Annotated in this window: 26 protein-coding genes; 19 read left to right on the top strand and 7 right to left on the bottom strand. The window is 62.7% G+C overall.

Annotated elements, in window-relative coordinates; all coding sequences use genetic code 11:
- Window positions 1-79: 79 nt before the first annotated feature.
- From AC1DVV_RS06895 to AC1DVV_RS06805, 19 genes are all read left to right on the top strand, one after another.
- The gene (locus tag AC1DVV_RS06895; protein WP_477702038.1) at window positions 80-1708 is read left to right on the top strand and encodes a 3-(methylthio)propionyl-CoA ligase; all 1629 of its coding nucleotides are present in this window, start codon (window positions 80-82) and stop codon (window positions 1706-1708) included.
- 311 nt (window positions 1709-2019) lie between these two features.
- Window positions 2020-3267, top strand: a complete 1248-nt coding sequence (locus AC1DVV_RS06890) for a branched-chain amino acid ABC transporter substrate-binding protein (protein WP_477666042.1) — start codon at window positions 2020-2022, stop codon at window positions 3265-3267.
- An 82-nt stretch (window positions 3268-3349) separates the two neighbouring features.
- Window positions 3350-4303 carry a branched-chain amino acid ABC transporter permease gene (locus tag AC1DVV_RS06885; protein ID WP_477666002.1) on the top strand — a complete coding sequence of 318 codons (954 nt, stop codon included), beginning with the start codon at window positions 3350-3352 and terminating at the stop codon, window positions 4301-4303.
- Window positions 4304-4311: 8 nt separating this feature from the next.
- Window positions 4312-5604, top strand: coding sequence for a branched-chain amino acid ABC transporter permease (locus tag AC1DVV_RS06880; protein WP_457280855.1), 1293 nt, complete (start codon window positions 4312-4314; stop codon window positions 5602-5604).
- 117 nt (window positions 5605-5721) lie between these two features.
- On the top strand, window positions 5722-6498 hold the full coding sequence (locus AC1DVV_RS06875; RefSeq protein ID WP_457280856.1) for an ABC transporter ATP-binding protein: 777 nt from the start codon (window positions 5722-5724) through the stop codon (window positions 6496-6498).
- Window positions 6498-7193: an ABC transporter ATP-binding protein gene (locus AC1DVV_RS06870; protein ID WP_074574254.1), complete on the top strand. Its 696-nt coding sequence runs from the start codon at window positions 6498-6500 to the stop codon at window positions 7191-7193. The genes AC1DVV_RS06875 and AC1DVV_RS06870 overlap by 1 nt, the downstream gene beginning before the upstream one ends.
- A gap of 476 nt (window positions 7194-7669) precedes the next feature.
- The gene (locus tag AC1DVV_RS06865; protein ID WP_477666003.1) at window positions 7670-9778 is read left to right on the top strand and encodes a 3-hydroxyacyl-CoA dehydrogenase NAD-binding domain-containing protein; all 2109 of its coding nucleotides are present in this window, start codon (window positions 7670-7672) and stop codon (window positions 9776-9778) included.
- A 46-nt stretch (window positions 9779-9824) separates the two neighbouring features.
- Window positions 9825-11000: an acetyl-CoA C-acyltransferase gene (locus AC1DVV_RS06860; protein ID WP_457280858.1), complete on the top strand. Its 1176-nt coding sequence runs from the start codon at window positions 9825-9827 to the stop codon at window positions 10998-11000.
- A 91-nt stretch (window positions 11001-11091) separates the two neighbouring features.
- Window positions 11092-12954: an acyl-CoA dehydrogenase gene (locus AC1DVV_RS06855; protein ID WP_477666004.1), complete on the top strand. Its 1863-nt coding sequence runs from the start codon at window positions 11092-11094 to the stop codon at window positions 12952-12954.
- Window positions 12954-13184: a hypothetical protein gene (locus tag AC1DVV_RS06850; RefSeq protein ID WP_457280860.1), complete on the top strand. Its 231-nt coding sequence runs from the start codon at window positions 12954-12956 to the stop codon at window positions 13182-13184. Before AC1DVV_RS06855 ends, AC1DVV_RS06850 begins: the two co-directional genes overlap by 1 nt.
- Window positions 13185-13370: 186 nt before the next feature.
- Window positions 13371-14162 (top strand): SDR family oxidoreductase, encoded by a 792-nt coding sequence (locus AC1DVV_RS06845; RefSeq protein ID WP_477648415.1) that lies wholly within the window; start codon window positions 13371-13373, stop codon window positions 14160-14162.
- Window positions 14163-14187: 25 nt separating this feature from the next.
- Window positions 14188-14637 carry a PaaI family thioesterase gene (locus AC1DVV_RS06840; protein WP_457280862.1) on the top strand — a complete coding sequence of 150 codons (450 nt, stop codon included), beginning with the start codon at window positions 14188-14190 and terminating at the stop codon, window positions 14635-14637.
- Window positions 14638-14745: 108 nt separating this feature from the next.
- Window positions 14746-15762 (top strand): NADP-dependent oxidoreductase, encoded by a 1017-nt coding sequence (locus AC1DVV_RS06835; protein WP_457280863.1) that lies wholly within the window; start codon window positions 14746-14748, stop codon window positions 15760-15762.
- Window positions 15763-15788: 26 nt separating this feature from the next.
- Window positions 15789-17429: an isovaleryl-CoA dehydrogenase gene (locus tag AC1DVV_RS06830; protein ID WP_457280864.1), complete on the top strand. Its 1641-nt coding sequence runs from the start codon at window positions 15789-15791 to the stop codon at window positions 17427-17429.
- Window positions 17430-17462: 33 nt separating this feature from the next.
- Entirely contained in the window at window positions 17463-18401 is a 939-nt protein-coding gene (locus AC1DVV_RS06825) for a glutathione S-transferase family protein (RefSeq protein ID WP_457280865.1), read from the top strand.
- Window positions 18398-18859, top strand: coding sequence for a GNAT family N-acetyltransferase (locus AC1DVV_RS06820; RefSeq protein ID WP_457280866.1), 462 nt, complete (start codon window positions 18398-18400; stop codon window positions 18857-18859). Before AC1DVV_RS06825 ends, AC1DVV_RS06820 begins: the two co-directional genes overlap by 4 nt.
- Window positions 18860-18946: 87 nt before the next feature.
- Window positions 18947-19852: an SDR family oxidoreductase gene (locus AC1DVV_RS06815; RefSeq protein WP_477666007.1), complete on the top strand. Its 906-nt coding sequence runs from the start codon at window positions 18947-18949 to the stop codon at window positions 19850-19852.
- Entirely contained in the window at window positions 19852-20691 is an 840-nt protein-coding gene (locus AC1DVV_RS06810; protein WP_477666008.1) for an alpha/beta hydrolase family protein, read from the top strand. The genes AC1DVV_RS06815 and AC1DVV_RS06810 overlap by 1 nt, the downstream gene beginning before the upstream one ends.
- Window positions 20692-20734: 43 nt before the next feature.
- A complete protein-coding gene (locus AC1DVV_RS06805) occupies window positions 20735-21343 on the top strand; it encodes a thioredoxin fold domain-containing protein (protein ID WP_477666009.1) in 609 nt (202 codons plus the stop codon).
- Window positions 21344-21442: 99 nt separating this feature from the next.
- Here AC1DVV_RS06805 and serA read toward each other — a convergent pair whose 3' ends face one another.
- The 7 genes from serA to AC1DVV_RS06770 form a co-directional block, all read right to left on the bottom strand.
- Window positions 21443-22672 carry a phosphoglycerate dehydrogenase gene (serA, locus tag AC1DVV_RS06800; RefSeq protein ID WP_457280870.1) on the bottom strand — a complete coding sequence of 410 codons (1230 nt, stop codon included), beginning with the start codon at window positions 22670-22672 and terminating at the stop codon, window positions 21443-21445.
- A gap of 147 nt (window positions 22673-22819) precedes the next feature.
- Window positions 22820-23401, bottom strand: coding sequence for an MOSC domain-containing protein (locus tag AC1DVV_RS06795; protein WP_477666010.1), 582 nt, complete (start codon window positions 23399-23401; stop codon window positions 22820-22822).
- Window positions 23398-23883: a rod shape-determining protein gene (locus tag AC1DVV_RS06790; RefSeq protein WP_457280872.1), complete on the bottom strand. Its 486-nt coding sequence runs from the start codon at window positions 23881-23883 to the stop codon at window positions 23398-23400. The genes AC1DVV_RS06795 and AC1DVV_RS06790 overlap by 4 nt, the downstream gene beginning before the upstream one ends.
- 37 nt (window positions 23884-23920) lie before the next feature.
- A complete protein-coding gene (locus tag AC1DVV_RS06785) occupies window positions 23921-24433 on the bottom strand; it encodes a hypothetical protein (RefSeq protein ID WP_477666011.1) in 513 nt (170 codons plus the stop codon).
- An 11-nt stretch (window positions 24434-24444) separates the two neighbouring features.
- Window positions 24445-24795 (bottom strand): GlpM family protein, encoded by a 351-nt coding sequence (locus AC1DVV_RS06780; RefSeq protein WP_457280874.1) that lies wholly within the window; start codon window positions 24793-24795, stop codon window positions 24445-24447.
- 69 nt (window positions 24796-24864) lie between these two features.
- Entirely contained in the window at window positions 24865-25395 is a 531-nt protein-coding gene (locus tag AC1DVV_RS06775) for a GNAT family N-acetyltransferase (protein ID WP_477666012.1), read from the bottom strand.
- An 83-nt stretch (window positions 25396-25478) separates the two neighbouring features.
- Window positions 25479-26252, bottom strand: coding sequence for a DUF1223 domain-containing protein (locus AC1DVV_RS06770; RefSeq protein WP_477666013.1), 774 nt, complete (start codon window positions 26250-26252; stop codon window positions 25479-25481).
- Between the last annotated feature and the right edge of the window lie 63 nt (window positions 26253-26315).

The raw sequence follows: 26315 nt of genomic DNA, 5'->3' as shown, positions 1-26315 counted from the left end.
CAATCCCGCATGACCGTCATGGTGCGCTGCGGCATGATGCCCACTTGCTGAACACTATTTAACCAATGGAGACTTCCCGATGCTTGGGTTAATGCAAAGCCAGCCGCTGCTGATTTCCGGCCTGATCGAATTTGCGGAGCGCCATCATGGCGACGCCGAAATCGTCTCGCGCCGCGTGGAGGGCGACCTGCATCGCTACACCTACAAGGATGTCGCCCATCGGGCGCGCCGGGTTGCCAATGCGCTGGACGGCCTGAAGCTCGCATTCAGCGACCGCGTTGCCACGCTGGCCTGGACCGGCTACCGGCACCTGGAGCTTTATTACGGCGTGAGCGGATCTGGCCGGGTGCTGCATACCATCAACCCGCGCCTGCATCCGGATCAGATCGCCTGGATCGCCAACCACGCCGAAGACCAGGTGCTGTGCTTTGACCTGAGCTTTCTGCCACTGGTGCAAGCCGTGCACGCCCGCTGCCCGACCATCAAGCACTACATCGCGCTGTGCGACGCCGACAAGCTGCCGGCGGATTCCGGCGTGCCCAACCTGCAAAGCTACGAAAGCTGGATAGGCGCCCAGACTGCCGACTACGCCTGGCCCAGTTTTGACGAAAACACCGCCTCCAGCATGTGCTACACCAGCGGCACCACGGGCAATCCCAAAGCCGCGCTCTACAGCCACCGCTCCAGCACGCTGCACGCCTATGCGGCTGCGCTGCCCGATGTCATGAGCATCTCCGCACGCGACGCCATCCTGCCCGTCGTACCCATGTTCCACGTCAATGCCTGGGGCATTCCGTACTCGGCCGCGCTCACCGGCGCCAAGCTGGTGTTCCCCGGACCGGCCCTGGACGGCAAATCGATTTACGAGCTGATTGAGGCCGAGAAGGTCACTTACGCCGCCGGCGTGCCCACCGTTTGGCAGATGCTGCTGACCCACATGAAGCCTGCCGGGCTGAAATTTTCAAGCCTGCGTCGCACCGTCATTGGCGGCTCTGCTTGTCCCCCCGCCATGATCAATGCCTTCCGCGAAGACTACGGTGTGGAAGTGCTGCACGCCTGGGGCATGACCGAGATGAGCCCGTTGGGCACGCTGTGCTCGCTCAAGAACAAGCACGACGCACTGCCGGAAGCAGAAAGAATGAAGATACGCCTCAAGCAGGGGCGCGCCATCTACGGCGTCGACATGAAGATCGTCAATGCCGACGGCAAGGAACTGCCCTGGGACGGCAAGGTCTTTGGCGACCTTTACGTCAAGGGGCCGTGGATTGTGCGCGAATACTTCAAGGGTGAGGGCGGTGACCCGCTGGTGGACGGCTGGTTCCCGACGGGCGACGTCGGCACCATAGACGCCGACGGTTATCTGCAAATTACAGACCGCAGCAAGGACGTGATCAAGTCCGGCGGCGAATGGATCAGCTCCATCGAGATCGAGAACATCGCCGTGGCGCACCCAGCCGTCGCCATGGCTGCCTGCATAGGCGTGGCCCATCCCAAGTGGGATGAACGCCCCATCATCGCGGTCGTGAAAAAGCCCGGCATGGACGTCACGCGCGACGAGCTGCTGCGCTTCTACGACGGCAAGACCGCCAAATGGCAAATCCCCGACGACGTCGTCTTCGTCGACGCCATCCCCCTGGGCGCCACCGGCAAGATGCTCAAGACCAAGCTGCGCGAACTTCTTAAAGATTACAAATTGCCACAGCCATAAAACAAAAGGGCGGTGACCTCCCTTACCAGTCGGGGCCGCGGGACTGGCTTTGCCAGACCGCAGGCGCAGCGGCCCCCTCGGGGGGCAGCGCATTACACGAAGTGAAAAGCGTGGGGGTCACGTGGGTGACATCGGCTAGGGCATTCCCTGACGCAGTGCAACATCATTTGACCTAACCTTTGCCGGTTCCCTCTGCGGATTCACCGCGCATTCATACAATTTTCAGGAGACAAGGGATGACAACCCAGAACCGATTTTTCGCACGGCATGCAGGCATCGCCCTGGCGGTGTCTTCCATGCTTTACAGCGGCATGGCGCTGGCCCAGGCGCCCGCCAAGGCCGCAGCGCCCGCCAAAGCTGCAGTTGCAGCACCGGCCACCGGTGCCGTCAACCTGAACCAGACTGTCAAGATCGCCTGGCTTGATCCACTGTCCGGCCTGATGGCGGCCGTGGGCACCAACCAGCTCAAGGGCTTCCAGTTCCTGGCCGAGCAGTTCAGCAAGAAGAACAAGGCCGGCGTGAAGTTCGAGATCATCGGCATCGACAACAAGCTCAGCCCGCAGGAAACCACCAATGCGCTGAAGTCCGCCATCGACCAGGGCGCGCGCTACGTGGTGCAGGGCAACGGTTCCGGCCCGGCGCTCGCCATCATGGATGCACTGTCCAAATACAACGAACGCAACCCCGGGAAGGAAGTCGTCTATCTCAACTACGCCGCGGTGGACCCGGACCTGACCAACAGCAAGTGCGACTACTGGCACTTCCGGCTCGATGCCGACACTTCCATGAAGATGGAGGCCCTGACGGCCTTCATGAAGGACCAGCCCGACATCAAGAAGGTCTACCTGATCAACCAGAACTACTCGCACGGCCAGCAGGTTGCCAAATTCGCCAAGGCCAACCTGGCCTCCAAGCGCCCCGACGTCCAGATCGTCGGCGAGGACCTGCATCCGCTGGCGCAGGTGCGCGACTTCGCGCCCTACATCGCCAAGATCAAACAGTCGGGTGCCGACACCGTGATCACCGGCAACTGGGGTTCCGACCTCTCGCTGCTGGTGAAGGCCGCCAACGAGGCGGGCCTGAACAACGTCAAGTTCTACACGTATTACGCCGGCGTCACCGGCACGCCGACCGCGCTGGGCGCAGCTTCGGCCGGGCGGGTCTACATGGTGTCTTACAACCACCTCAACATGGGCGGCGAGATCCAGCAGGTCCAGGCCGACTACAAGAAGAAGTTCAACGACGACTTCTACACCGGCGCGATCTTCCATGCCTTCACCATCCTGACCGAAGCCATGGCGCAGACAAAATCGACCGAGCCGGCCGTCGTGGCCAAGGCCATGGAAGGCCTGCGCTTCAAGAGCTTCAACGGCGATGTGGAGATGCGAAAGACCGACCACCAGCTGCAGCAGGGCCTCTACATCGACAAATGGGAAAAAGCCGGCGGCAAATACCCTTACGATGCCGAGAACACCGGCTACACCTTTGTGCCGGTCAAATACTATGAGCCCTATGTGGCCAGCACGCCTACCTCGTGCCAGATGAAGCGCCCGGGGTGATTCCCGCGTCCCGCTGACGGACACAGGCCCGATCCGAGTTCGGGCCTTTTTTCATCCGGCTTTTTGCAACAGGCGCTTATCGATGAATCTGGAATCCTTCACCATCGCGATGCTCAACGGCCTCAGCTACGGCTTGCTGCTGTTCATGCTCAGTTCCGGCCTGACGCTGATCTTCAGCATGATGGGCGTGCTTAATTTCGCGCACGCGTCCTTCTACATGGTCGGCGCCTATATCGCCTACAGCACCTCGCAGGTCATAGGCTTCTGGTGGTCGCTGCTGGTGGCGCCGCTGCTGGTGTTTGTGATGGGTGCGGCTTTCGAGCGCTTTTGCCTGCGCAAGGTGCACAAGTTCGGCCACGTGCCCGAGTTGCTGGTCACCTTCGGGCTGTCTTACCTGCTGCTGGAACTTGTGCAACTGGTCTGGGGCCGATCGGCCGTCAACTACGTGCTGCCCGAAGGCTTGCAGGGGCCGCTGTTCACGGTGTTCGGTACCAACTTCCCGAAATCGCGCGCCTTCATCATGTTCATTTCGCTGGCCATGCTGGCCGGCATCTGGCTACTGCTCACGCGTACGCGCATAGGCCTGGTCATCCAGGCCGCGCTCACGCATCCTGAAACCGTGGAGGCACTGGGCCACAACGTGCCGCGCGTCTTCATGCTGGTTTTCGGCGGCGGCGCGGCGCTCGCGGGCCTGGCCGGCGTCATAGGCGGCAACACCTTCATCACAGAGCCAGCCATGGCCGGCTCGGTCGGCGCCATCATCTTCGTCGTCGTGGTGGTGGGCGGCATGGGTTCGCTGAGCGGCGCCTTCCTGGCGTCCCTGCTGATAGGCCTGATACAGACCTTCGCGATCCAGATGGACCAGTCGTTGATGACACTGCTGGTGAAATTCAGCTACACCGTGACGCCCGAGACCTTTGGCTATCCGCTGCTCAAGCTCACGATTTCGCAGGTGGCGCCCATCCTGCCGTTCCTCTTTTTGGTGCTGATCCTTATCTTCCGGCCCAAGGGCTTGCTTGGTACACGGGAAGGATGAATCGCCACATGTCTACCGCTTACCACCAATTCAAACCCTACAACGTCGGCCGCTGGCTGCTGTGGTCGCTGTACGCGCTGCTGCTCATTGCCGCGCCCATGATGTTCAAGAGCAGCCTGGCGCTCACCATGCTGTCACAGGCCGGCTACCTGGTCATCATCTGCCTGAGCTACAACATCCTGCTGGGGCAGGGCGGCATGCTCAGTTTCGGCCATGCGGTCTATGCCGGGCTGGGTTCCTTCCTGGCCGTGCACGCGATGAATCTGGCCGCCAAAGGCAGCTTTTACATCCCGCTGCCGCTGATCCCGCTGGTGGGTGGCCTGTCGGGCCTGTTCTTTGCCGTGCTGTTCGGCTACGTCACCACCAAGAAGGCCGGCACCACCTTTGCCATGATCACGCTGGGCGTGGGCGAACTGGTGTTCGCCATGTCGCTGATGTTCCCCGAGTTTTTCGGCGGGGAGGGCGGCATCACTACCAACCGCGCTTACGGCAAGCCGGTGTTCGGCATCAGCTTCGGCCCGCAGATCCAGGTTTATTACCTGATCGCGTTTTATTGCTTCATCTGCACGGCGGCCATGTTCGCCTTCACGCGCACGCCGCTGGGCCGGATTTTGAACGCTGTGCGCGACAACCCCGAGCGCGTGGAGTTCATCGGCTACAACACGCAGCGCGTGCGCTACTACGCCTTCATCATTGCCGGTTTCTTCGCCGGCATAGGTGGCGGTCTGGCGGCCATCAATTCGGAAATCGTCACGGCGGAAGTGGTGAGCGGTGTGCGCTCAGGCAGCCTGCTGCTGTTCACCTTCCTGGGCGGCGCCACCTTCTTCTTCGGCCCCATCATCGGCGCCGGCCTGCTGGTGCTGGCGCTGATCCTGTTGTCGGAACTGTCCATGGCCTGGCTGCTCTATGTGGGCCTGGTCTTCCTGTTCATGGTGATGTATGCGCCCGGCGGCATCGCCAGCCTGATCATGATGAATTTGCGCATAGCCTCCTTCGGCAAGCTCAGGGAGCTGTGGGTGGGCTACCTGGGCCTGGCCGTAACGGCCTTCACAGCGCTCGCCGGCGCGGCCGCCATGGTGGAGATGGTCTACCACCTGCAGCTCAACGCGGCCCTGGGCCCCGAGCTTGGCTTTATGGGCGTGCGCCTCAACGCCACCAACCTCAACAGCTGGCTGGGCGCCGGCTTTGTGCTTGTCACCGGCCTGGGGCTGTTCGAGCTCACGCGCCGGCAATTCCTCACGCAATGGGGCCAGATACAAAATGACATCGAGAAAGAAATCAAGCGAAGGGAATTACTGTGAGCCCCCACGCTCGTCACTTCGAGCCTGCGGCTCGATGCCCCTTTCATGGTGGTTGGGGCGCTGCGCCTGCGGCCCGGCAAAGCCGGTTCCGCGGCCCTGGCTGGTGGGGAGGTTGATATGAACTATTCGCTTGAGCTCAAAGACCTGCGCAAGAGCTTCGGCAAGACCGAAATCATCCGCGGCGCCAACCTCCAGGTACAGGCCGGCGAGCGCGTCGCCATCATCGGCCCCAACGGTGCCGGCAAGTCGACCTTGTTCAATCTCATCAGCGGGCGCTTTGAGCCCACCAGCGGCGAAGTGCTGCTCAATAGCCAGCGCATCGACGGCAAAAAGCCGTTTGAAATCAACCGGCTGGGTCTGTCGCGCAGCTTCCAGATCACCAATATCTTCCCCAAGCTCAGTGTGTTTGAAAACCTGCGCTGCGGCGTGCTGTGGAGCCTGGGCTACAAGTACACCTTCTTCCGCTTCCTGGCCGACCTGGATGACGCCAACGAGCGCGCAGACGAGTTGATGGCCATGATCAAGCTCGACAAAAAGCGTGATGTGCTGGCCACCAACCTGACCTACGCTGAGCAGCGCGCGCTGGAAATCGGCATCACGATTGCCGGCGGCGCGAACGTGATCCTGCTGGATGAACCCACAGCCGGCATGAGCCGCTCGGAGACCAGCCGCTTCATCAATCTGATCAAGGAAGTCACCGTGGGCAAAACCCTGCTGACGGTGGAGCACGACATGGGCGTGGTGTTCGGTCTGGCCGACAAGATCGCGGTGGTGGTCTATGGCGAGATCATCGCCTACGACACGCCGGAAGCCGTGCGCGCAGACCAGCGTGTGCAAGAGGCCTATCTCGGCTCTTCTGTTGCGGACGCCCAAGCGCATGGAGGAGGCCACTGATGCTGCATATCCAGAACCTCCACGCCTTCTACGGCAAAAGCCACGTGCTGCATGGCGTGCATTTCGACGTGCAACCCGGCCAGATTGTTGCGCTGTTGGGCCGCAACGGCTCGGGGCGCTCCACTACGGCCAAGGCCATCATGGGCCTGGTCGACTGCCAGGGCTCCATCCTCTGGAAAAAGCAGGAAATTGTCGGCAAGAAGGCCTACCAGATCGCTCACCTTGGCATAGGCTATGTGCCGGAAAACCGCGACATCTTCCCCAAGCTCACGGTGCACCAGAACCTGTTGCTGGGCCAGAAAGGTTCAGGCAAGGGCTCGCGCTGGTCGTTTGAAGACATGTACCAGATGTTCCCACGCTTGCGCGAACGCCAGCACACCGAGGCCGGCGTGCTCTCGGGCGGCGAGCAGCAGATGCTCACGCTGTGCCGCACGCTGATGGGCGATCCCGACCTCATCATCATCGACGAGCCCACTGAAGGCCTTGCGCCCAAAATCGTTGAGCTGGTGGGGCAGTATTTGCAAACGCTGAAGGCCAAGGGCATCTCGGTACTGCTGATCGAGCAGAAACTGACGATTGCCATGGCAATTTCCGATCGCGCGCTGGTCATGGGCCACGGCAGCATCGTGTTTGACGGCACACCCGACAGCCTGCGGGCCGATGCCTACATCCGCAAAGAGTGGCTGGAAGTGTGAGAACCTGTTTACAGCCTAAACGGGGCCGCGCAAGCCCCTTCTCGGGATGGGATGCAAGGCGCGGTGCGACGCCCATAGCCCAGCTATGGGCTAGCGCCGCAACGCCGCGGACCGCCCGAGAAGGCGCTTGCCCTCCGGGTTGGGGTGAAATCGGGCGATTGAGCCACCCAGGCTCTTGCATGGGCATTAGCCCATGCGGCGTGCCCGAGCGGCCCACTCATCCCGATTGCACCCCAACGCGGCCCCGTTTAGGCTGTAAACAGGTTCTACAAACGGTTTGGATTGTCCCGGGCATGTCGCCGCTGGGACAAAAATAGACTGAACAGTCCATCCGGAGACTTGTGCCGTCACAAACGCCCCCTACAATGGAAAAAGAACGGTCGTACTTTTTTGTGCGCCCGACCAGCGCGTGCCGGGCCGCAGCGCCAGCCGAGACAACCGAAAACTGAAACTCCATCAAGGAAAGAAGCAACGCAATGACCACCCTTTACGAAGTTCACGGCCCCGTCGCGCTCATCACACTGAGCAACCCACCCGTCAACGGCCTGGGTCACGCCACACGCCTGAGCCTGACCGACAACATCCAGAAGGCCAACGCCGACGCCGCCATCAAGTCCATCGTGATCACCGGTGCAGGCAAAGCCTTTTCGGGCGGCGCCGACATCAAGGAGTTCGGCACGCCCAAGGCGCTGATCGAACCCAATCTGCTGAGCGTGATCCGTGCGGTCGAGAATTCCGGCAAGCCCATCGTCGCCGCGATCCATTCCGTCTGCATGGGCGGTGGCCTGGAACTGGCCCTGGGCTGCCACTACCGCATCGCCGCGCCTGGCACCAACGTGGCCTTGCCTGAAGTCAAGCTCGGCCTGTTGCCTGGCGCCGGCGGCACGCAGCGCCTGCCGCGCGTGCTCGGCGTGGAACCGGCCCTGAACATGATCGTGAGCGGCGAACCCGTCAAGAGCGAGCTGCTCGCGCAAATCCCCGGTCAGAAACTGTTCGACAAGCTTGCTGCCTCGCCCGAATCGCTGGCCCAGGAAGCCCTGGCCTTTGCCCAATCGATTTCCGACACCCGGCCGCTTCCGCTGGTGCGTGACCTGCGCGCCAAGCACCCCAATGGCGACGCTTACTTCCAGTTCGCCCGCAACATGGTGAAGGGGATGGCGAAAAACTTCCCCGCGCCGCTGAAGTGCGTGGATGCGGTCGAAGCCGCAACCAAGAAGAAATTCGAAGACGGCATGACTTTTGAGCGCGAGTGCTTCATCAACCTGATGTGGACACCCGAAAGCCGCGCGCTGCGCCATATCTTCATGGCTGAGCGTGCGGCCTCCAAGATCCCCGACGTGCCGGAAGACACGCCCAAGCGCGAGATCAATTCGGTGGCTGTGATCGGCGCAGGCACCATGGGCGGCGGCATTGCCATGAATTTCCTGAACGCCGGCATCCCGGTCAAGATTCTCGAGATGAAGCAGGAGGCCCTGGACAAAGGCCTCGGCATCATCAGCAAGAACTACGAAGCCCAGGTCAAGAAGGGCAAGCTCAAGCAGGACAAATATGACCAGCGCATGGGACTGCTGAGCACCACGCTCAGCTACGACGACCTCAAAGACGCCGACCTGGTGATCGAGGCCGTGTTTGAAGAGATGGGTGTCAAGGAAAAGGTCTTCAAGGAACTGGACCGCGTGATGAAACCGGGCGCCATTCTGGCCTCCAACACCTCCACGCTGGACGTCGACAAGATCGCCGCCTTCACCAAGCGTCCGCAAGACGTGGTCGGCCTGCATTTCTTCAGCCCGGCCAATGTGATGAAGCTGCTGGAAGTGGTGCGCGGCGCCAAGACCGGCAAGGACGTGTTGGCCACCGTGATGACGATGGGCAAAAAGATCAAGAAGACGGCCGTGATCTCTGGCGTCTGCGACGGCTTTATCGGCAACCGCATGATCGAGCAGTACGGCCGCCAGGGCGGTTTCCTGCTCGACGAAGGCTGCACGCCCGAACAGGTCGACAAGGCGATTGAAAAATTCGGCTTTGCCATGGGCCCGTTCCGCATGGGCGACCTGGCCGGCAACGACATCGGCTGGGCGATCCGCAAGCGCCGCTACACCGAAAAACCAGACATGAAGTACAGCAAGACCGCTGACCTTCTTTGCGAAAAAGGCCGCTTCGGCCAGAAAACCGGCGCCGGCTGGTACGACTACGTGCCCGGCAAGCGCGATGCGATCCCGAACGCCGAAGTCGTCAAGATGATTGAAGACCACCGCACCAGCCTGGGCATCACACCGCGCAAGATCTCTGACGAGGAAATCGTACAGCGCCTGGTGTATTCGCTGGTCAACGAGGCCGCGCACATCCTGGAAGAGGGCATTGCCTCCAAGGCCAGCGACATCGACATGGTCTACATCATGGGCTATGGCTTCCCGGTCTACCGCGGCGGCCCCATGCTGTACGCCGACCAGGTCGGTCTCTTCAATGTGGTGCAAAGCATGAACCGCTTCGCGCAGAACCCGCTGGACGACGCCAAATTCTGGAAGCCCGCGCCCCTGCTGGCCAAGCTTGCGGCTGAAGGCAAGACCTTCAACCTGTCCACCTAAGCCCAGCAGACCGCACAGATCAACGTCCCAGAATCCGGAGAATTCCATGACTTCAGCAGTAATCGTTTCCACCGCACGCACCCCCCTGGCCAAGAGCTGGAAGGGCTCCTTCAACATGACACACGGCGCCACCCTGGGCGGTCATGCCGTCGAGCACGCGCTCAAACGCGCCGGCATCGAGGCCGCCGAAGTCGATGATGTGATCATCGGCTGCGCCACGCCCGAAGGCGCCACGGGCGCCAACATCGCACGCCAGATCGCCCTGCGCGCTGGCTGCCCGGTGACGGTATCGGGAATGACAGTCAACCGTTTCTGCTCGTCCGGCCTGCAGACCATCGCCCTGGCGGCCCAGCGCGTGATCGCTGGCGAAGCCGACATCTACGTGGCCGGCGGCGTCGAAAGCATTTCCTGCGTGCAGCAGGAAATGAACACCCACATGCTGCAGGAAACCTGGCTTGCCAAGAACAAGCCCGAGATTTACTGGAACATGCTCCAGACCGCTGAGCAGGTCGCCAAACGCTACAACATCTCGCGCGACCGCATGGACGAGTACGGCGCACTGAGCCAGCAAAAAGCAACCGCAGCTCTCGCTGCAGGCCTCTTTGAAGCCGAGATCGCACCGATCACCGTGACAGCCGGCGTGGCCGACAAGGTCATGGGCCTCTCCACCAAACAAGTTACTGTGAGCAAAGACGAAGGCATCCGCGAAGGCACGACCAAGGAAGGCATCAGCGGCATCAAGCCGGCCATTCCTGGCGGCGTGATCGCGGCCGGCAATGCCAGCCAGTTCTCCGACGGCGGCGGCGCCGTAGTTGTGATGAACGAAACTCTGGCCGAAAAGAAAGGCCTCAAGCCCCTGGGCCGCTTCCTTGGCTTCGCAGTTGCCGGTTGCGAGCCTGACGAGATGGGCATTGGCCCGGTCTTCGCGATCCCCAAGGTACTGGCCAAGCTGGGCCTGAAGATCAGCGACATCGATTTGTGGGAGCTGAATGAAGCCTTTGCCGTGCAAGTGCTGTACTGCGCCGACAAGCTGGGTATTCCCATGGACAAGCTCAACGTCAACGGCGGCGCCATCGCCGTCGGTCACCCTTATGGCGTGACCGGCCAGCGCCTGACGGGCCACGCCCTGATCGAAGGCAAGCGCCGCGGCGCCAAGCGCGTCTGCGTGACGATGTGCATTGGCGGCGGCATGGGCGCAGCCGGCATTTACGAAGTTCTCTAAACCGGGCAGCCACCATGAATGAAACCCTGCTCCTTCAGAAAGGGCAGGTGTTTCCTGCCTTGCCGCCCGCTCTTGTACCGGGGAGCCCGTCATGAGCCTTCGGCCCACGCTGGACTTTCTGCTTTACCGATGGCTGGGCGCCGAGTCGCTGAACCAGCGCGCGCGTTTCGCCGACCATTCGCGCGAGACTTTCGACGCGGTGTTCGACACCTGCGAGCGCATCGCGCGCGAAAAATACGCGCCTTTCAACCGCATAGTGGACACACAGGAGCCGCATTTCGACGGCGAAAAAGTCATCCTGCCGCAGGCCACACACGACGCGCAGAAGGCCTATGCCGCCTCCGGCATGCTCAGCGCCGCGCAAGACTACGAAGTCGGCGGCATGCAGCTTCCCTATACCGTGGAAGCGGCGGCCAATGCCTTCTTCGCCATGGCCTCAGTCAGCATCGGCTCAGGCCTGCTCACTACCGGCAATGCCAACCTGCTGATGGTGCATGGCACCGACATGCAGAAGGAAGTCTTCGCCAGGAACGAGTTCTCCGGCCGCTTCTCGGGCACCATGTGTTTGTCCGAACCGCAGGCCGGTTCCTCGCTCAGCGACGTGACCACGCGTGCGGTCCCGGATGGCGACGGCTTTGAGGCTGACCCGCTGGGCCCACGTTATCGCCTGAAGGGCAACAAGATGTGGATCTCGGCCGGCGAGCACGAGCTGACCGACAACATCATCCACCTGGTGCTGGCCAAGATTCCGGGGCCTGACGGCAAGCTGATCGCCGGCACGCGCGGCATTTCGCTCTTCATCGTGCCCAAGAAAATGGTCGATACCCAAGGCGAACTCACCGGCGTGCGCAACGACGTGGCGCTCGCGGGCCTGAACCACAAGCTGGGCTGGCGCGGCACCACCAACACGCTGCTCAATTTCGGCGAAGGCAAATACCCTGTGGATGGCCAGGCCGGCGCGGTCGGCTACCTGGTCGGCAAGCCTCATGAAGGCCTGCGCTGCATGTTCCACATGATGAACGAGGCACGCATCGGTGTGGGCACGGCCGCCACCATGCTGGGCATGGCGGGTTATTACGCCAGCCTCGATTACGCCAAAAACCGGCCGCAGGGCCGGCCCGTCGGCGGAGGTTCTAAAAACGGCACCGGTGCCGTGGGCAAAGACGCCTCCCAGCCGCAGATCCGCATCATCGAACATGCCGACGTCAAGCGCATGCTGCTGGCGCAAAAAGCGTATTGCGAGGGCGCGCTGGCGCTGGAGCTGTATTGCGCCCGCCTGGTTGACGAACACCACACCGCCGAGGCGCAGGCTGCCGACGACGCGCGCCTGCTGCTCGAGGTGCTGACGCCGATTGCCAAGAGCTGGCCCAGCGAGTGGTGCCTGGAGGCCAACTCGCTCGCCATACAGGTGCATGGCGGCTACGGCTACACACGCGACTTTCCGGTCGAGCAGTACTGGCGCGACAACCGCCTGAACATGATCCACGAAGGCACGCACGGCATCCAGGCCATGGATTTGCTGGGCCGCAAAGTGCTGATGGAAGGGGGCAGGGGATTGCAATTGCTGGCAGCGCGTATCAACGCCACGGTTGAAAAGGCGATTCAGGTGCCTGAACTCGCCGCCCATGCCAACGCACTGGCCAAGGCATTGCAGCATGTGGGCAGCGCCACCAAGGCGGCCTGGGCCACGGGCGAACCCGGCCAGGCGCTGGCCAATGCGGTACCCTACATGCAGGCCTTCGGCCACACCGTATTGGCGTGGATCTGGCTGGACGTGGCGCTGGCCAGCCTGGCATTGCAGCAGCCTGCTACTAATTCGATAGCGGATCACGCAGGACGGATGGGCGCTACACGCTATTTTTATCATTACGAATTACCCAAAATCGGCGCCTGGCTCAAGGTCGTTGAAACCCGCGACCTGACCTGTGCCGATTTACCCGAGGAGGCGTTTTAATGGCTTTTTTCAAACCGTCCGCTGACCCTGTTTCCAACAAGGCCGTGGCTCGCTTGCAGACCCTGATCTGGGTCCTGATTTACGGCGGGCTGCTCACGTTGGTATTGGGTCTGTCGGTCCAGCGGCTGGACGATGCCATCGGCTGGTCCATGGTGGTGCTGGGTGGCATTGTGGCGGCGGTTGGCGCGGTGCTGGTTTACGTGCGCTCCCGCATCAACGTCGGCTCGTAGCGGCCTGAAGTCGCCACGACGACAGCGCAGCCTGCAAGGCCCCTGATGTTGTGCCAATATGGCAGACCGTCGCGCCCGGCATTGAAGCCACGGCCAAAACTGACAGATTATTCGCAAACCCATCCTTGCCGGAGTCCCGATGCGGCACCCGGCAAGCCCGATGACATCCAACAGGAGACAACTTTCATGACCCGTACCATCCAGCAGCTGTTCGACCTCAAAGGCAAAACCGCACTCGTGACCGGCGGCTCGCGCGGCCTGGGACTGCAACTGGCCCAGGCGCTGGGCGAAGCCGGCGCCAAAGTCATTTTGAGTTCGCGCAAGGCCGAAGACCTGATCGAGTCCGCTGCCGAGTTGAAAGCTGCCGGTATCGACGTCGACTGGATCGCCGCCGACTGCTCGAAAGAAGAAGACATCCGGGCGCTGGCCGACGAGGCCATCAAGCGCCTGGGCCATGTCGACATCCTGGTCAACAATGCCGGCGCCGCCTGGGGCGCACCCGCGGAAGACCACCCGGTCGAAGCCTGGGACAAGGTCATGAACCTCAACATCCGCGGCTATTTCATCCTGAGCCAGCACATCGCCAAGCACAGCATGATCGCCCGCAAGTCCGGCCGCATCATCAACGTAGCCTCCATCGCCGGCCTGGGCGGCAACCCGCGCGAGATGACCACGGTGGCTTACAACACCTCCAAGGGTGCCGTCATCAACTTCACGCGCGCACTGGGCTGCGAATGGGGCAAGTACAACATCACCGTCAACGCCATCTGCCCGGGTTTTTTCCCGAGCCGGATGACCGTGGGCACGCTGAAAGCGCTGGGCGAGGAAAAACTCGCCTCGCATGCGCCGCTCGGCCGCCTGGGCGATGACGAAGATCTGAAGGGCCTGTGCGTGCTCTATGCGTCCGACGCCGGCAAGCACATCACTGGCCAGTGGTTGGCGGTGGACGGCGGTGTATCAGTGGTAACAGGCGGCTAATCAAGTGAAGGGTTGGGAAGAGCTAATGAATTTCGGCGCCGACATCCCTTTTGTCAACCACCTTGGATTCGAACTCGAACTGTTCGAAGGCGGCGCCTCGGCCATAGGCTATGCGCCCAGGCCCGAGCACCTCAACTCATTTGCCGTGACGCACGGCGGCGCCATCATGACGCTGCTGGACGTGACCATGGCGACGGCCGCTCGCAGCGTACAGAAAGACATGGGCGTGGTCACCATCGAGATGAAGACCAGCTTCATGCGGCCGGCACCCGGTGACGGCAGCCGGCTTACAGCCAAGGGGCGGCTCATGCATCGCAGCACCACCATGGCGTTTACCGAAGCCACGCTGTATGACGCGGAAGGCCGCGCCTGTGCACACTCCACGGGCACCTTCAAGTACGTGCGGCGGGTTGCCACCGCCGCCCAAAACACCGGCGCACCGGATCTATCCGGCGGCGGCATATCAACCGATTGAACCGAGTTATTGGTTAAATCACAGCCCAGCCCAATAAAAACCGGCGCAAGCAGCTATCAAATCAATAGCAAATCATCTGCCTTTCCCGACAACACACAGGAGACTTCCATGCCCATCAACCAGCAAATCCTGCTCGACAACCGTCCCACCGGCGAAGCCGTCGCCAGTAACTTCATGCTGGTGTCCAGCGACACGCCGCCGCTGCAGGATGGCCAGGTGCTGGTGCGCCACCATTACCTGAGCCTGGACCCTTACATGCGTGGCCGCATGAGCGATGCCAAGAGCTATGCCGCGCCGCATCCGCTGGGCCAGGTCATGCTGGGCGGCACGGCAGGCGAGGTGGTGGAAAGCCGCTCGCCCAAATTCCAGCCTGGCGACAAGGTGGTCGGCATGGGCGGCTGGCAGGAATACAGCGTGGTCAATGCCGACCAGCCCGGCGCGCTGCGCAAGGTGGACACCACGCACGTGCCGCTGTCGCACTACCTGGGCGCGGTCGGTATGCCCGGTGTCACCGCCTGGTACGGCCTGGTGAAAATCATTGAGCCCAAAGCCGGCCAGACCATGGTGGTCAGCGCCGCTACCGGCGCAGTGGGGAGCGCGTTCGGCGCACTCGCCAAGGCACGCGGCTGCCGCGCCGTCGGCATTGCCGGTGGCCCCGATAAATGCAAATATGCCGTCGATGAACTCGGCTTTGACGCCTGCATTGATTACAAAGTGCACGCCGATGCCGCTTCGCTGACCAAGGCTCTCAAGGACGCCTGCCCGGATGGCATTGATGGCTACTTTGAAAACGTGGGCGGCATGGTGCTGGACGCCGTGCTGCCGCGCATGAACGCTTTCGGCCGCATCGCGCTGTGCGGCATGATCGCCGGCTACGACGGCCGGCCCATGCCGTTGGCCTACCCGGCGCTGATTTTGACCAGCCGCCTCAAGCTGCAGGGCTTTATCGTGGCCGAGCACATGGAAGTCTGGCCCGAAGCGCTCAAGGAACTCGGCACGCTGGTGGGCACCGGCAAGCTGCGCCCGCGTGAAAGCGTGGCGCAGGGGATTGAATCGGCGCCCGAAGCATTCCTCGGGTTGCTCAAAGGCAAAAACTTCGGCAAGCAGTTGGTCAAGCTGATCTGACCCGACCACGGCGCGGTCAAAAGGAGGTGGACATGACGCATGAAGTCTTCAACCAGCCCGCAGCGCTGTCGGACTACAACCTGTTTGACACCAATCGCCCGCTGCGCGACGCGCTGAAATTTAATGCGCCAGCGCTGGACACGCACGAGCTGAGGCAGCTCGGTGCGAAGCTGGGCAGCACGGCCATGCAGACCCACGCGCGCCTGGCCAATGTGCATGGGCCGGCGCTGCACAGCCATGATCGTTTTGGCCGTCGTGTGGACCAGGTGGAGTTTCACCCGAGTTATCACGAGCTCATGAAACTCGCGACGGGCTCGGGCCTGCATGGCTCTCCGTGGTCTGAAGAAAACCCGTCACCCCATGTCCAGCGCGCAGCAGGCTTCATGCTCTTCACCGAGCTCGAGCCCTCCATCCTGTGCCCCATCTCCATGAGCTACGCGGCCACGCCCGCGTTGCGCGGCAACACAGCCATCTACGCCGACTGGGGCCCCAAGCTGGCGAGCCGCGCCTATGACCCCGAACTCAAGCTGTGGCAAGCCAAGGCCGGCCTCACCATGGGCATGGGCATGACGGAAAAGCAGGGCGGCTCCGACGTGCGGGCCAACACCACGCGCGCTGAGCCCGCAGGCCGCGACGGCTGGGGCGAGCGCTATGCCATCACCGGCCATAAATGGTTTTTCTCGGCGCCCATGTGCGACGCCTTCCTGGTGCTGGCCCAAACCCCAAGCGGCCTTTCCTGCTTTTTCCTGCCACGCGTGCTGCCCGATGGCGGCCTCAACGCCATCCGCATCCAGCGCCTCAAAGACAAGCTGGGCAACAAGGCCAACGCAAGTTCTGAAGTGGAATTTGAAAACGCCCAGGCCTGGCTGGTCGGAGGCGAAGGCCGCGGCATTCCACAAATCCTCGAAATGGGCACCATGACCCGGCTGGACTGCGCGCTGGGCACCAGCGGGTTGATGCGGCAGGCGCTGGCCCTGGCGCTGAACCACACCTCGCAGCGAAAAGCTTTTGGCAAGCTGCTCATCGACCAGCCGTTGATGCGCAACGTGCTGGCCGACCTCGCGCTTGAATCCGAAGCCGCGACCGCGCTGGCAATGCGCCTGGCCCGGGCTTTCGACCACACGGGCGATGCCCACGAAGCCGCCATGGCACGCCTGTTGACGCCTGTCGCCAAGTTCTGGATCTGCAAGCGCGGCAGCCACTTCGCCCAGGAGGCGATGGAATGCCTGGGCGGCAACGGTTATGTGGAGGAGGGCGGCGAGGGCGTCATGGCCCGCGTTTACCGCGAAATGCCGCTCAATTCGATTTGGGAAGGCGCGGGCAACATCATGGCGCTGGACCTTTTGCGCGCGCTGCGCAAAGCCGACGCCGTAGCGGCCCTGAACCAGGAGCTTGCCGCCGCACAAGGCGCGCATCCGGCGCTGGACCGGCTGGCCGCTGCCTTGCCCACACGTGTGGAAGAAATGGCGACTGAAGTGGAGGCACGGCGGCTCGCGCAGGACGTGGCGTTGGCGGTGCAGGCCGCCTTGCTCTACCAAACCGCGCCCGCTGCCGTCTTCAGCGCTTTTTGCGACTCGCGTATTGCGGGCAACTGGGGCCATGCCTTTGGCACGCTCGGTGCCGGGACCGATTTCGACACCCTCATCGCGCGGGCCATGCCCCGCTGAATTTCCAGACACCCAGAACACCCCGGAGACACCATGAGCGAGCTGATTCTTCACCACTACCCCACATCGCCATTTGCCGAAAAAACCCGCCTGATGCTGGGTTACAAAAACCTGCCCTGGAAGTCCGTCATCATCCCGATGATCATGCCCAAGCCCGACGTGGTGGCGCTGACCGGCGGCTACCGCAAGACACCCATCCTGCAAATCGGCGCCGACATTTACTGCGACACCGCCCTGATCAGCGACGTGCTGGAGCATTTGCAGCCCGAGCCTTCGGTGTACCCGGAACCCAGCAAGGGCCTGGCGCGCACGCTGGCGCACTGGGCCGACAACACGCTGTTCTGGACCTCCATGGCCTACAACACGCAGCCCAAGGGGATTGCCCAGATGTTCGACAAGGCGCCGCCCGAAGCCGCCCGGGCTTTCGGCGAAGACCGCAAGGCCATGAGCATCGGCATGCCGCGCCTGCGCTCCAGCGACGCCGCCGCAGCCTATAAATCCTATTTGCGCCGCATTTCCGACATGCTCGACGACCGGCCTTTTCTGCTGGGCGATGTGCCCTGCATCGCCGATTTCGCGATGTACCACCCACTGTGGTTCACGCGCACCCGCACCCCGGTGCTTGCGGGCATCCTGAACCTCACACCCGCCGTGCTGGAGTGGATGGACCGCATGGCCGCCATCGGCCATGGCGGCATTGAAAAATTCAGCTCTGCCGAGGCTGTGGCGCTGGCCGCCGCGTCCACCCCTGCGCCGCTGCCGGGCGATCTGTTCCAGGACGAACACGGCATTCCCTTGGGCAGCCAGGTGCTGGTCAGCGGCGAGAGTTTTGGACCGGAGCCCACCGAGGGCGAGCTGATCGCCGCTACCCGCATGCATTACACGCTGCGCCGTACCGATGCGCGTGCCGGCACCGTGCATGTGCATTTCCCCCGCATCGGCTACACCCTGAAAGCGGCAACTCCGGCATGAGCAGCAACACCGGTATTTCCTGGCGTTTTCTTCCCTTTGGCGCGCTGACCACACGTGAGCTTTACGAGATCTTGCAGCTTCGCAGCGAGGTGTTTGTGGTCGAGCAGGCCTGCAGCTTCCAGGACATGGACGGCGCCGACATGGAGGCCATGCATTTGCTGGGCACAAGCGAAGGGCGGCTGGTGGCCTATGCGCGCTGCTTTGCCGCGGGCGTGAAGTTTGCGGAGGCCAGCATAGGCCGCGTGGTCACGCATGCCTCGGCACGCGGCGGCGGCGTTGGCCATGTGCTGATGAAAGAGGCCGTTGGCCGTTTACAGCAGCACTGGGGCCCGCAACCCATTCGCATAGGCGCACAGGCACGGCTTGAGCAGTTCTACCTGCAGCACGGTTTTTCCAATACCGGCCAGCCCTACATCGAGGACGGCATACCGCACATCGAGATGTTGCGGATTGCCTGAACAGTTGCCTCAAGTTCCCAGAGTGACAGCTGAGACGCCTTGCCTCACGGACAATTTTCCCATTCCAGCCATCAAGGACTCCCCAAAATGATCACGGACTTCAAAGGTAAAACCGCAGTGCTGACCGGCGCGGGCTCGGGCTTCGGCCTGGAATGCGCGCGCCTGGGCGCCAAACTGGGCATGAACCTGGTGCTGGTCGACGTGCAGCAGGACGCGTTGGACAAGGCCACCGAGGAGATGAAGGCCGCCGGCGCCCAGGTGCTGTCCTTCAAACTTGACGTCTCCAGCGCCGCGCAGATGGAGGCCATGGGCAAGGCCGTGTTCGAGCGCTTCGGCGCGCCGCATTTCGTCTTCAACAACGCCGGCGTCGGATCCGGCGGCCTGATCTGGGAAAACAGCGTCAAAGACTGGGAATGGGTGCTGGGCGTCAACGTCATGGGCGTGGTCCACGGCGTACGCATCTTCACGCCGATGATGCTGGAAGCAGCCGCCAAAGACCCATCCTGGCAAGGCCACATCGTCAACACCGCCAGCATGGCCGGGCTGCTGAACCCGCCGAACATGGGCGTCTACAACGTGAGCAAACATGCCGTGGTGGCGCTCAGCGAAACCCTGTACCAGGACCTGGGCCTTGTGACCGATCAGGTTGGCGCCTCGGTGCTGTGCCCGTTTTTTGTGGCCACCGGCATCGGCATGAGCCACCGCAACCGGCCGGCTGAACTCGGCGCGGAAAAGCCCACCAGGAGCCAGATGATCCAGCAGGCCATGACAGGCAAGGCGGTCGGCTCCGGCAAGGTGAGCGCCGCCGATGTGGCGAAACTGGTGTTTGACGCCATTGCAGCCAACCGGTTCTATATCTACAGCCACCCCAAAGCCATCAACTCCGTGCAGACACGGCTTGAAGACGTGCTGCAGGCACGCAACCCGACGGATCCGTTTGCCGACAAGCCCGAAATTGGCCAGCAACTGAAAGCCGCGTTGCGCGGAGCCTGATGCGCCGCGGCTGCCTTGCTTGGGCCGGCCTGCTGCTTGGGCTGGCGGGGGCAGGCGCGTTGGCACAACCGGTGAAGTGCCCCGACGGAAAACTTGCCGACGGCATTGAACGGGCAGGGGACGCCCGGCAATGCCTTGTCATCCGCAAGCTGGCGCCTGGCCAGACGTCCCGCATCACGCCCAAGGTACTGGTCGTCTTTCTGCACGGCGACAATGGCGGGCGCACGGAGTTGAAAGCGGACAGCGGCACAGCAGCCTTGCTTGCCGAAAAGCTCCAGGCCGTCACCGTGGCGATGCAGCGGCCCGGCTACCGCAGCGATCTGGGCGTATCGGACGGCGAGTCCGGCCCCGGGGACGACGACTACACACCCCGCAACGCCGAAATCATTGCTGCCGCGCTGGGCAGCCTGCGCAGCCTCAACCCCGGCAAAAAAATCCTCTTGGTCGGCCATTCGGGCGGCGCGGCCATGGCGGCCTTGCTGGCCAGCCGTTTTCCGGGCAGCGCTGATGCCTATTTGCTGGCCGCCTGCCCCTGCGATGTGCCGGCATGGCGGCAATGGCGCAACAGCTCTGCGGGCAAGTCCGGTGCCTGGAGCCGCAGCCTTTCACCGCTGGCCGAAGCGGAAAAAATCAACCCGGATACGCAGATCAGCGTGGTGGCGGGCAACAAGGACGAGAACACCTTGCCCCAGTTCAGCGAGGCCTATGTCAGGGCGCTACAGGCGCGCGGCGTCAAAACCCGGGTCACGTATGCGATGAACGCCACCCACGTGTCGGTGCAGCGCGCGCCGGAGTTCTTCATGCTGGCCGGGGAATTGGCCGACAGGCTGTCGAAATAGCGCCGCTGCGCTATCCTTGCCGCTCCTTCATTCAACGCTTTTGATGATGTCCAAATTCCTGAACCGCCTTTCCCTGGCTGCCGTTGTCGCGGCTGGCTTGCTGCTTGCCGGCTGTAACGATGCGCCGGGCACCGCGCCCGGCAGCCCGTCGGCAAAGGCTGCCGCCGAACCGGTATCCGTGGCTGCCATCGAAGCCGGCGCCAAAGGCTTTTCGGCCGGCGCTTTAATGAGCAAGCGCACGGTGTATGTGTTTTTTGATGCGCAATGCCCGCACTGCGGCGCCCTGTGGGAAGCGGCAAAACCGCTGAAGTCCCAGGCCAGGTTTGTCTGGATCCCGGTTGGCATGCTCAACGCCGCCAGTACGGCCCAGGGGGCAACCCTGCTGGCGGCCGGCGACCCGGTGGCTGCCATGGACGCGCATGAAACGTCGCTGCAGGCCCGGCGCGGCGGCATCAGTGCGGCCAGCAATATCGACGCGCAAAAAGAAGCCGTCGCCAAAAACACCGAGCTGATGACCAGACTGGGTTTCGCTTCGATCCCCACCATCGTCGGAACCCACGCGCAGACCGGCGCCACGGTGTCACATGAAGGTTCATTGCCAACGGCGGCTCTGGCCACCTTGCTGGGTTTACAGCCGCCGGCAGCGCAGTAATCTGGTCTTTTCCTCGAAAAAAGTGGCTGAAACGCAATAGAGACGGGCGCAACCAGCTATATATTTGATAGCGGTTGCGCGCCGTGGCTCAGGCCCGGTTCAAAACAGAACCCGGCTGCGGATGGTTCCCGGCACCTCTGCCAGCTTGGCCAGCGCGATATCGGAGTGCGCTGCGTCGATGTCGATCACCACGTAACCCACTGCCTCGTTGGTCTGCAGGTACTGCGACGCGATGTTGATGCCGTTGGCCGCAAACACCTTGTTGATTTCCGACAGCACGCCCGGCACGTTGCGGTGAATGTGCAGCAGGCGGTGCTTGCCTGGGTGGGCCGGCAGCGCCACTTCAGGAAAGTTGACGGAAGACGTCGAGGTGCCGTTGTCGCTGTACTTCACCAGCTTTTCGGCCACCTCGATGCCGATGTTTTCCTGCGCTTCCATGGTCGAGCCGCCCACGTGCGGCGTCAAGATCACGTTGTCGAGGCCGCGCAGGGGTGATTCAAAAATGTCCTTGTTGCTGCGCGGCTCCACCGGAAACACGTCGATCGCCGCACCCAGCAGCTTTTTCTGCTTCAGCGCCTCGGCCAGCGGTTCGATCTCCACCACCGTGCCGCGTGAGGCATTGATCAGCACGCTGCCGGGCTTCATCGCGGCAATCTCGGCCGCGCCCATCATCCATTGCGTGGCCTGGGTTTCGGGCACGTGCAGGCTCACCACGTCGGACTGGGCCAACAGATCCTTGAGTTGAGCCACCTGCCGGGCGTTACCCAGCGGCAGCTTGGTCACCACGTCAAAAAACACGACCTGCATGCCCAGCGCTTCGGCCAGCACTGACAGCTGCGTTCCGATGGAGCCGTAGCCCACGATGCCCAGCGTTTTGCCGCGGATTTCGTAAGCGTTTTCGGCCGACTTGAGCCAGCCGCCGCGGTGCGCCACGGCGCTTTTCTCGGGCACGCCGCGCAGCAGCAAAATGGCCTCGGCCAGTACCAGCTCAGCCACGGAGCGGGTGTTGGAAAAAGGCGCGTTGAACACCGCAATGCCGCGTTCGCGGGCGGCGTTCAGGTCGACCTGGTTGGTGCCGATGCAAAAGCAGCCGACCGCCGCCAGCTTGCCGGCCTGGGCAAACACATCGGCAGTGAGCTGGGTGCGGGAACGGATGCCGACAAAATGCGCGTCGGCGATTTTTGCCTTGAGTTCGTCATCGGGCAGCGCGCCGGCCAGGCTTTCGATCTGCGAGTAGCCTGCCGCCTTGAGAACTTCCACTGCGGAGGGGTGAATGCCCTCGAGCAACAGGAATTTGATTTTTTGCTTGTCGACCGAAGTTTTGTTCATGGAAAGCCGCTGCGCCAAGAAGTGGATGAGGAGCAAGTATGAGGGAAGCGAAATACCCGTGCTGGTGCGCGGTTGGGCGGCGGGATTCGAGGCCTCGAATAATGCCAAAAATGCCCGCAGACCTTACTGGACGTGCGCAAGCAGCTATTAAATCAATAGCGGCTGGGTCTGGGGCTCCTGATCGGGTTCGGCGGGTTCACAGGCAACAGCATCCCCCACGCGCAGTAAACCGCCCTGCAACACACGCGCCGTCAGCCCGCCGTGGCCGCGCATGGCGTTGTAGCCGCCCGGGCCCAGCACTTCCTCCATGCGCGAACAGGGTTCGCACGGGCCGGTGATTTCCAGCACCACATCGCCGATGCGCAGCGCCATGGGTTGGTCCCTGAAGAGCGATTTCGCAGCCAGCAGGTTCAGGCCCGACACCACCAGGTTGCGCCTAAGGCTCGCGGTATCCACCGTGCCAAGCCGCATCAGCGCCGCCAGCACAGGCAGGTGCTCGGCCTGGATCAGGGTGACCTGGCGCTTGCTGCTTTCCGGGCGAATGGCGGGCGCCGCAGCGCTCCGGTCGCCTTCCAGCCCACGGCCGGCCAGCGCCGTCACAGTTGCCACGCGGAGCACCGGGCTGCGGCGGGCGGGCCTCAGCAAAATCTGCTCAAGCCGCCCTTGGTGGGGGAATTGCCGGGTGAGCGTGCGCAGGTCACTGATGCCCGTGCCGGCGGTGGCTGTCATTCCAGTACCTGTCCCGCGGAAGGGTAGCTGCGCGACAGCACCTGCTCGTCTGTCAATTCCGGGCCCTGCCACATGGTGACTTCTGAAGCGCCGGCCCCCAGGGCCATCTCATGGAGGGCCCGTATTTCCACCTGGGTGAAACCACCCGCGGGCTCCCCTAGAGGATGGAACACCATGCGGGGCGCGGGAGCCAGCACGTGGCTGGCCTGAAGTTTCCGGACGAATGCCTTCAGTACCTGCTCACCGTGGGTGAAGTCGGACACCATGGAGCGCGGGTGGCTGAAAGGATTGATGACCTGTGCCGACTTGCTCGATTTATGCAGGGCAGCGTCATTGCCCGCACCCAGCACTTTGGGCTTGGGGCTGCGGGAAATCGCAATTTCGGGCACTTCGGAAATGAAAGCGCCCGTTTTCACATTGCGCACCGTCAGCCGGTAAGGCGACAGGCGAATGTACAAAGGTGGCTTGATGAAGTCGAACATGGTCAAGGGCGGCGGTTGAATTCAGTGAGCCTGGTGCTCATGACAATACGGCTTTCAGCGCGGCCAGGAGCCGCGCAGCTGCCAGCTTGACCCGCATCTTGAAACGACGGGCCATGCGCCATGGCAACGACGCCCTGGCCTGGGCCATGATTTTGTCCTTCCAGGCTTTCCAGGGGGTGTAGAGCCGCGCGAACCACGGCATTTGCATGAGTGCAGGCTGGGTCAGCTGAAAGAGGCGTGCGGCCAGCGCGGTTCCGGTGAGTTTGGCCGCCAGTATCAGCGCCAGGCCGACAGTCACATGCCCCAGGCCGAACAGGTAAAGCGCCAGCAGCTTCACCGGTATCAGCGCCAGCACCGGCACGCTGAAGGCGAGCAGGGCAGCCCAGGGCGGCAAGCGGATGATCCAGCGCTCCAGCCGCCCCCACCAGGGCAGGCGCCCCAGTGCTGCAAAGCCGGCGGCCAGCGGCTCCCAGCCCCATTCTTCAAACAGCAAAAACAGCGCGACAGGCGCAAGCAAAACGACCCGCAGCACTTTTTTGAATTTGCCCATATCTGTTTTCCTTAAAGCGCCGAAGGGTAGGCACGGCTCCAGCCGAGCAGCAGCACACCCGCTGCAAGCACCCAGGCCAGTGTGGCGCAGGCGAGCGTGACGGGCAGTGTCGCGCGCACGCTGAGCCAATACACCACCAGCAGATAAACCGCATAGGGGATGAGCGACCACAGGCCAAACAGTGCCGTGGTACGAAGGTCAGCCGCGGAGCGTTCGCTGCCCACGATGTAGTGCGCAATCAATGCAAAGGTGGGAAACAGCGGCACCAGCCCGGCGATGAAAAAGCTGCGCGACCGGGAAAGAAGGGCAATAACCAGCACGGCAAGCGCACCCAGCAGGCATTTAAGAAAAAGTGAAAGCATCGATCGAAAAGAAAAAAGAATGCAGGGACGTGGCCGCAACAGCACGGACCCACAGTTTATCGAAGGGCACTATGGACGCCCCTCGGCCTGTATCGCCTGCATGCCGTTCAGCGCTTCCCTGCGCATGGAAAAAATGCTGTCGTTCGAAAGCTCAGGCACCACTGCAAAGCCGAGGCCTTCGTAGACGGTCAGCGCAGGGTGGTTGTCACGGTACACGCGTAGTGTGAAAGCTGTGGCACCGGTGTTACGAGCCGCTTGGGCCATTAGCAGCCTGCACAACATTGAACCCAGGCCCTGGCCGCGCGCGTGGGGCGCCAGGATGATGCGGGCCAGATGGGCAACACCTGCCTCACGCACCCAGAACTGCCCAAAGCCCAGCGCCTCTGCCGGCCCCCGGCTTATGACAAAGCTGAAGGCGCCGGGTTCAGCCAGCAGTACCGGGAGTCGCTCGGGCTCAAACGGAAACTTCAGCTTGGGGCCGGCCCAGCGCAGACAGGTGCTGGCGTCCTGGACCCAGGTGGCCAGCGCCGCATAGTCGGCGGCCCCGGGCGGCCGCAAGGCCAGCGAAGGAGCGCAGGGCGGTGATTGCGGGGAATCCATGGCGCCATTGTGCGGCAAGCCCGAGGCCTCGCGTTGCCCCGCCTATACGGTGCGCCAGGCGGTAGTCCTTCAGTGGCCGTGCTTTACGCGGCACATTGAAGGCTGACGGCCTGCAGGGTCTTGCCGGTTTGAGGGTCGAACACCACGAGATTCACCTGGCGCTCATGGCCCTGGGTCGCGGCTATGCTGCGAAAGGCCAGTTTTTGCGGCCCGGTTCCACTGCTTTTGTATTCCCCTGCCTGGGTGTACTGGCGCACCACGAAGTCGTGTTGGAGAACTTCGCCGGCGTTTTCGCCGGCTTTCACCCTGGAATTGTGCCCATGCTCGGTGACGGTCCAGTAGGCTGACCAGGACGGTGACACCTGCGGTGCGGGCACCGGGGTGACACTGGCTTCAAACTGGCCCGGCCCGAGTTGCCTGAGTACGATGCTGGCGCGCGCGGGTTCCTTGCTGTCGGCAGGCCTGCCACCCCAGCGAGGCCAGTCTTTGCCGTTGAGTACGGCCTGCGGTGTATAGATGCTGCGCAGATTGCTCCTGGACGCTATTTCGCGTTGCCGGCTGGTGTAGGCGGGCGCGGCAAAACGGTCAACCCAGCCGATGTAGTCCCAGTAGCCGACATGAAAGGCTTGCACCACGGCCCCACTGCCTTTCAGCGACGATGCCCATTTGTCAGCGGGCGGGCAGGAGCTGCAGCCCTCAGAGGTATACAGCTCAACAACCGGCGTGATGGTCGGCCCTGAGCTGATGGCACAAGCGTTTTGTGCGGACAACGCGCTGGACGTCGATGCCATCAGGACGATTGCGATGATCAGCGGGGTGTTGCGGCGGGAAGGCCGTGGGGGCGCGGTGTGCAGCATGAGGGTCTCCGTGGATTTGCAGACCCCCATTGGTCGATGGACTTCGCCGGTTCTTACACCTGC

The organism is Polaromonas sp. P3_B4 (genome assembly GCF_056402835.1).
The sequence above is the reverse complement of the archived record's forward strand: the minus strand, read 5'-3'. Positions and strand labels throughout refer to the sequence as shown.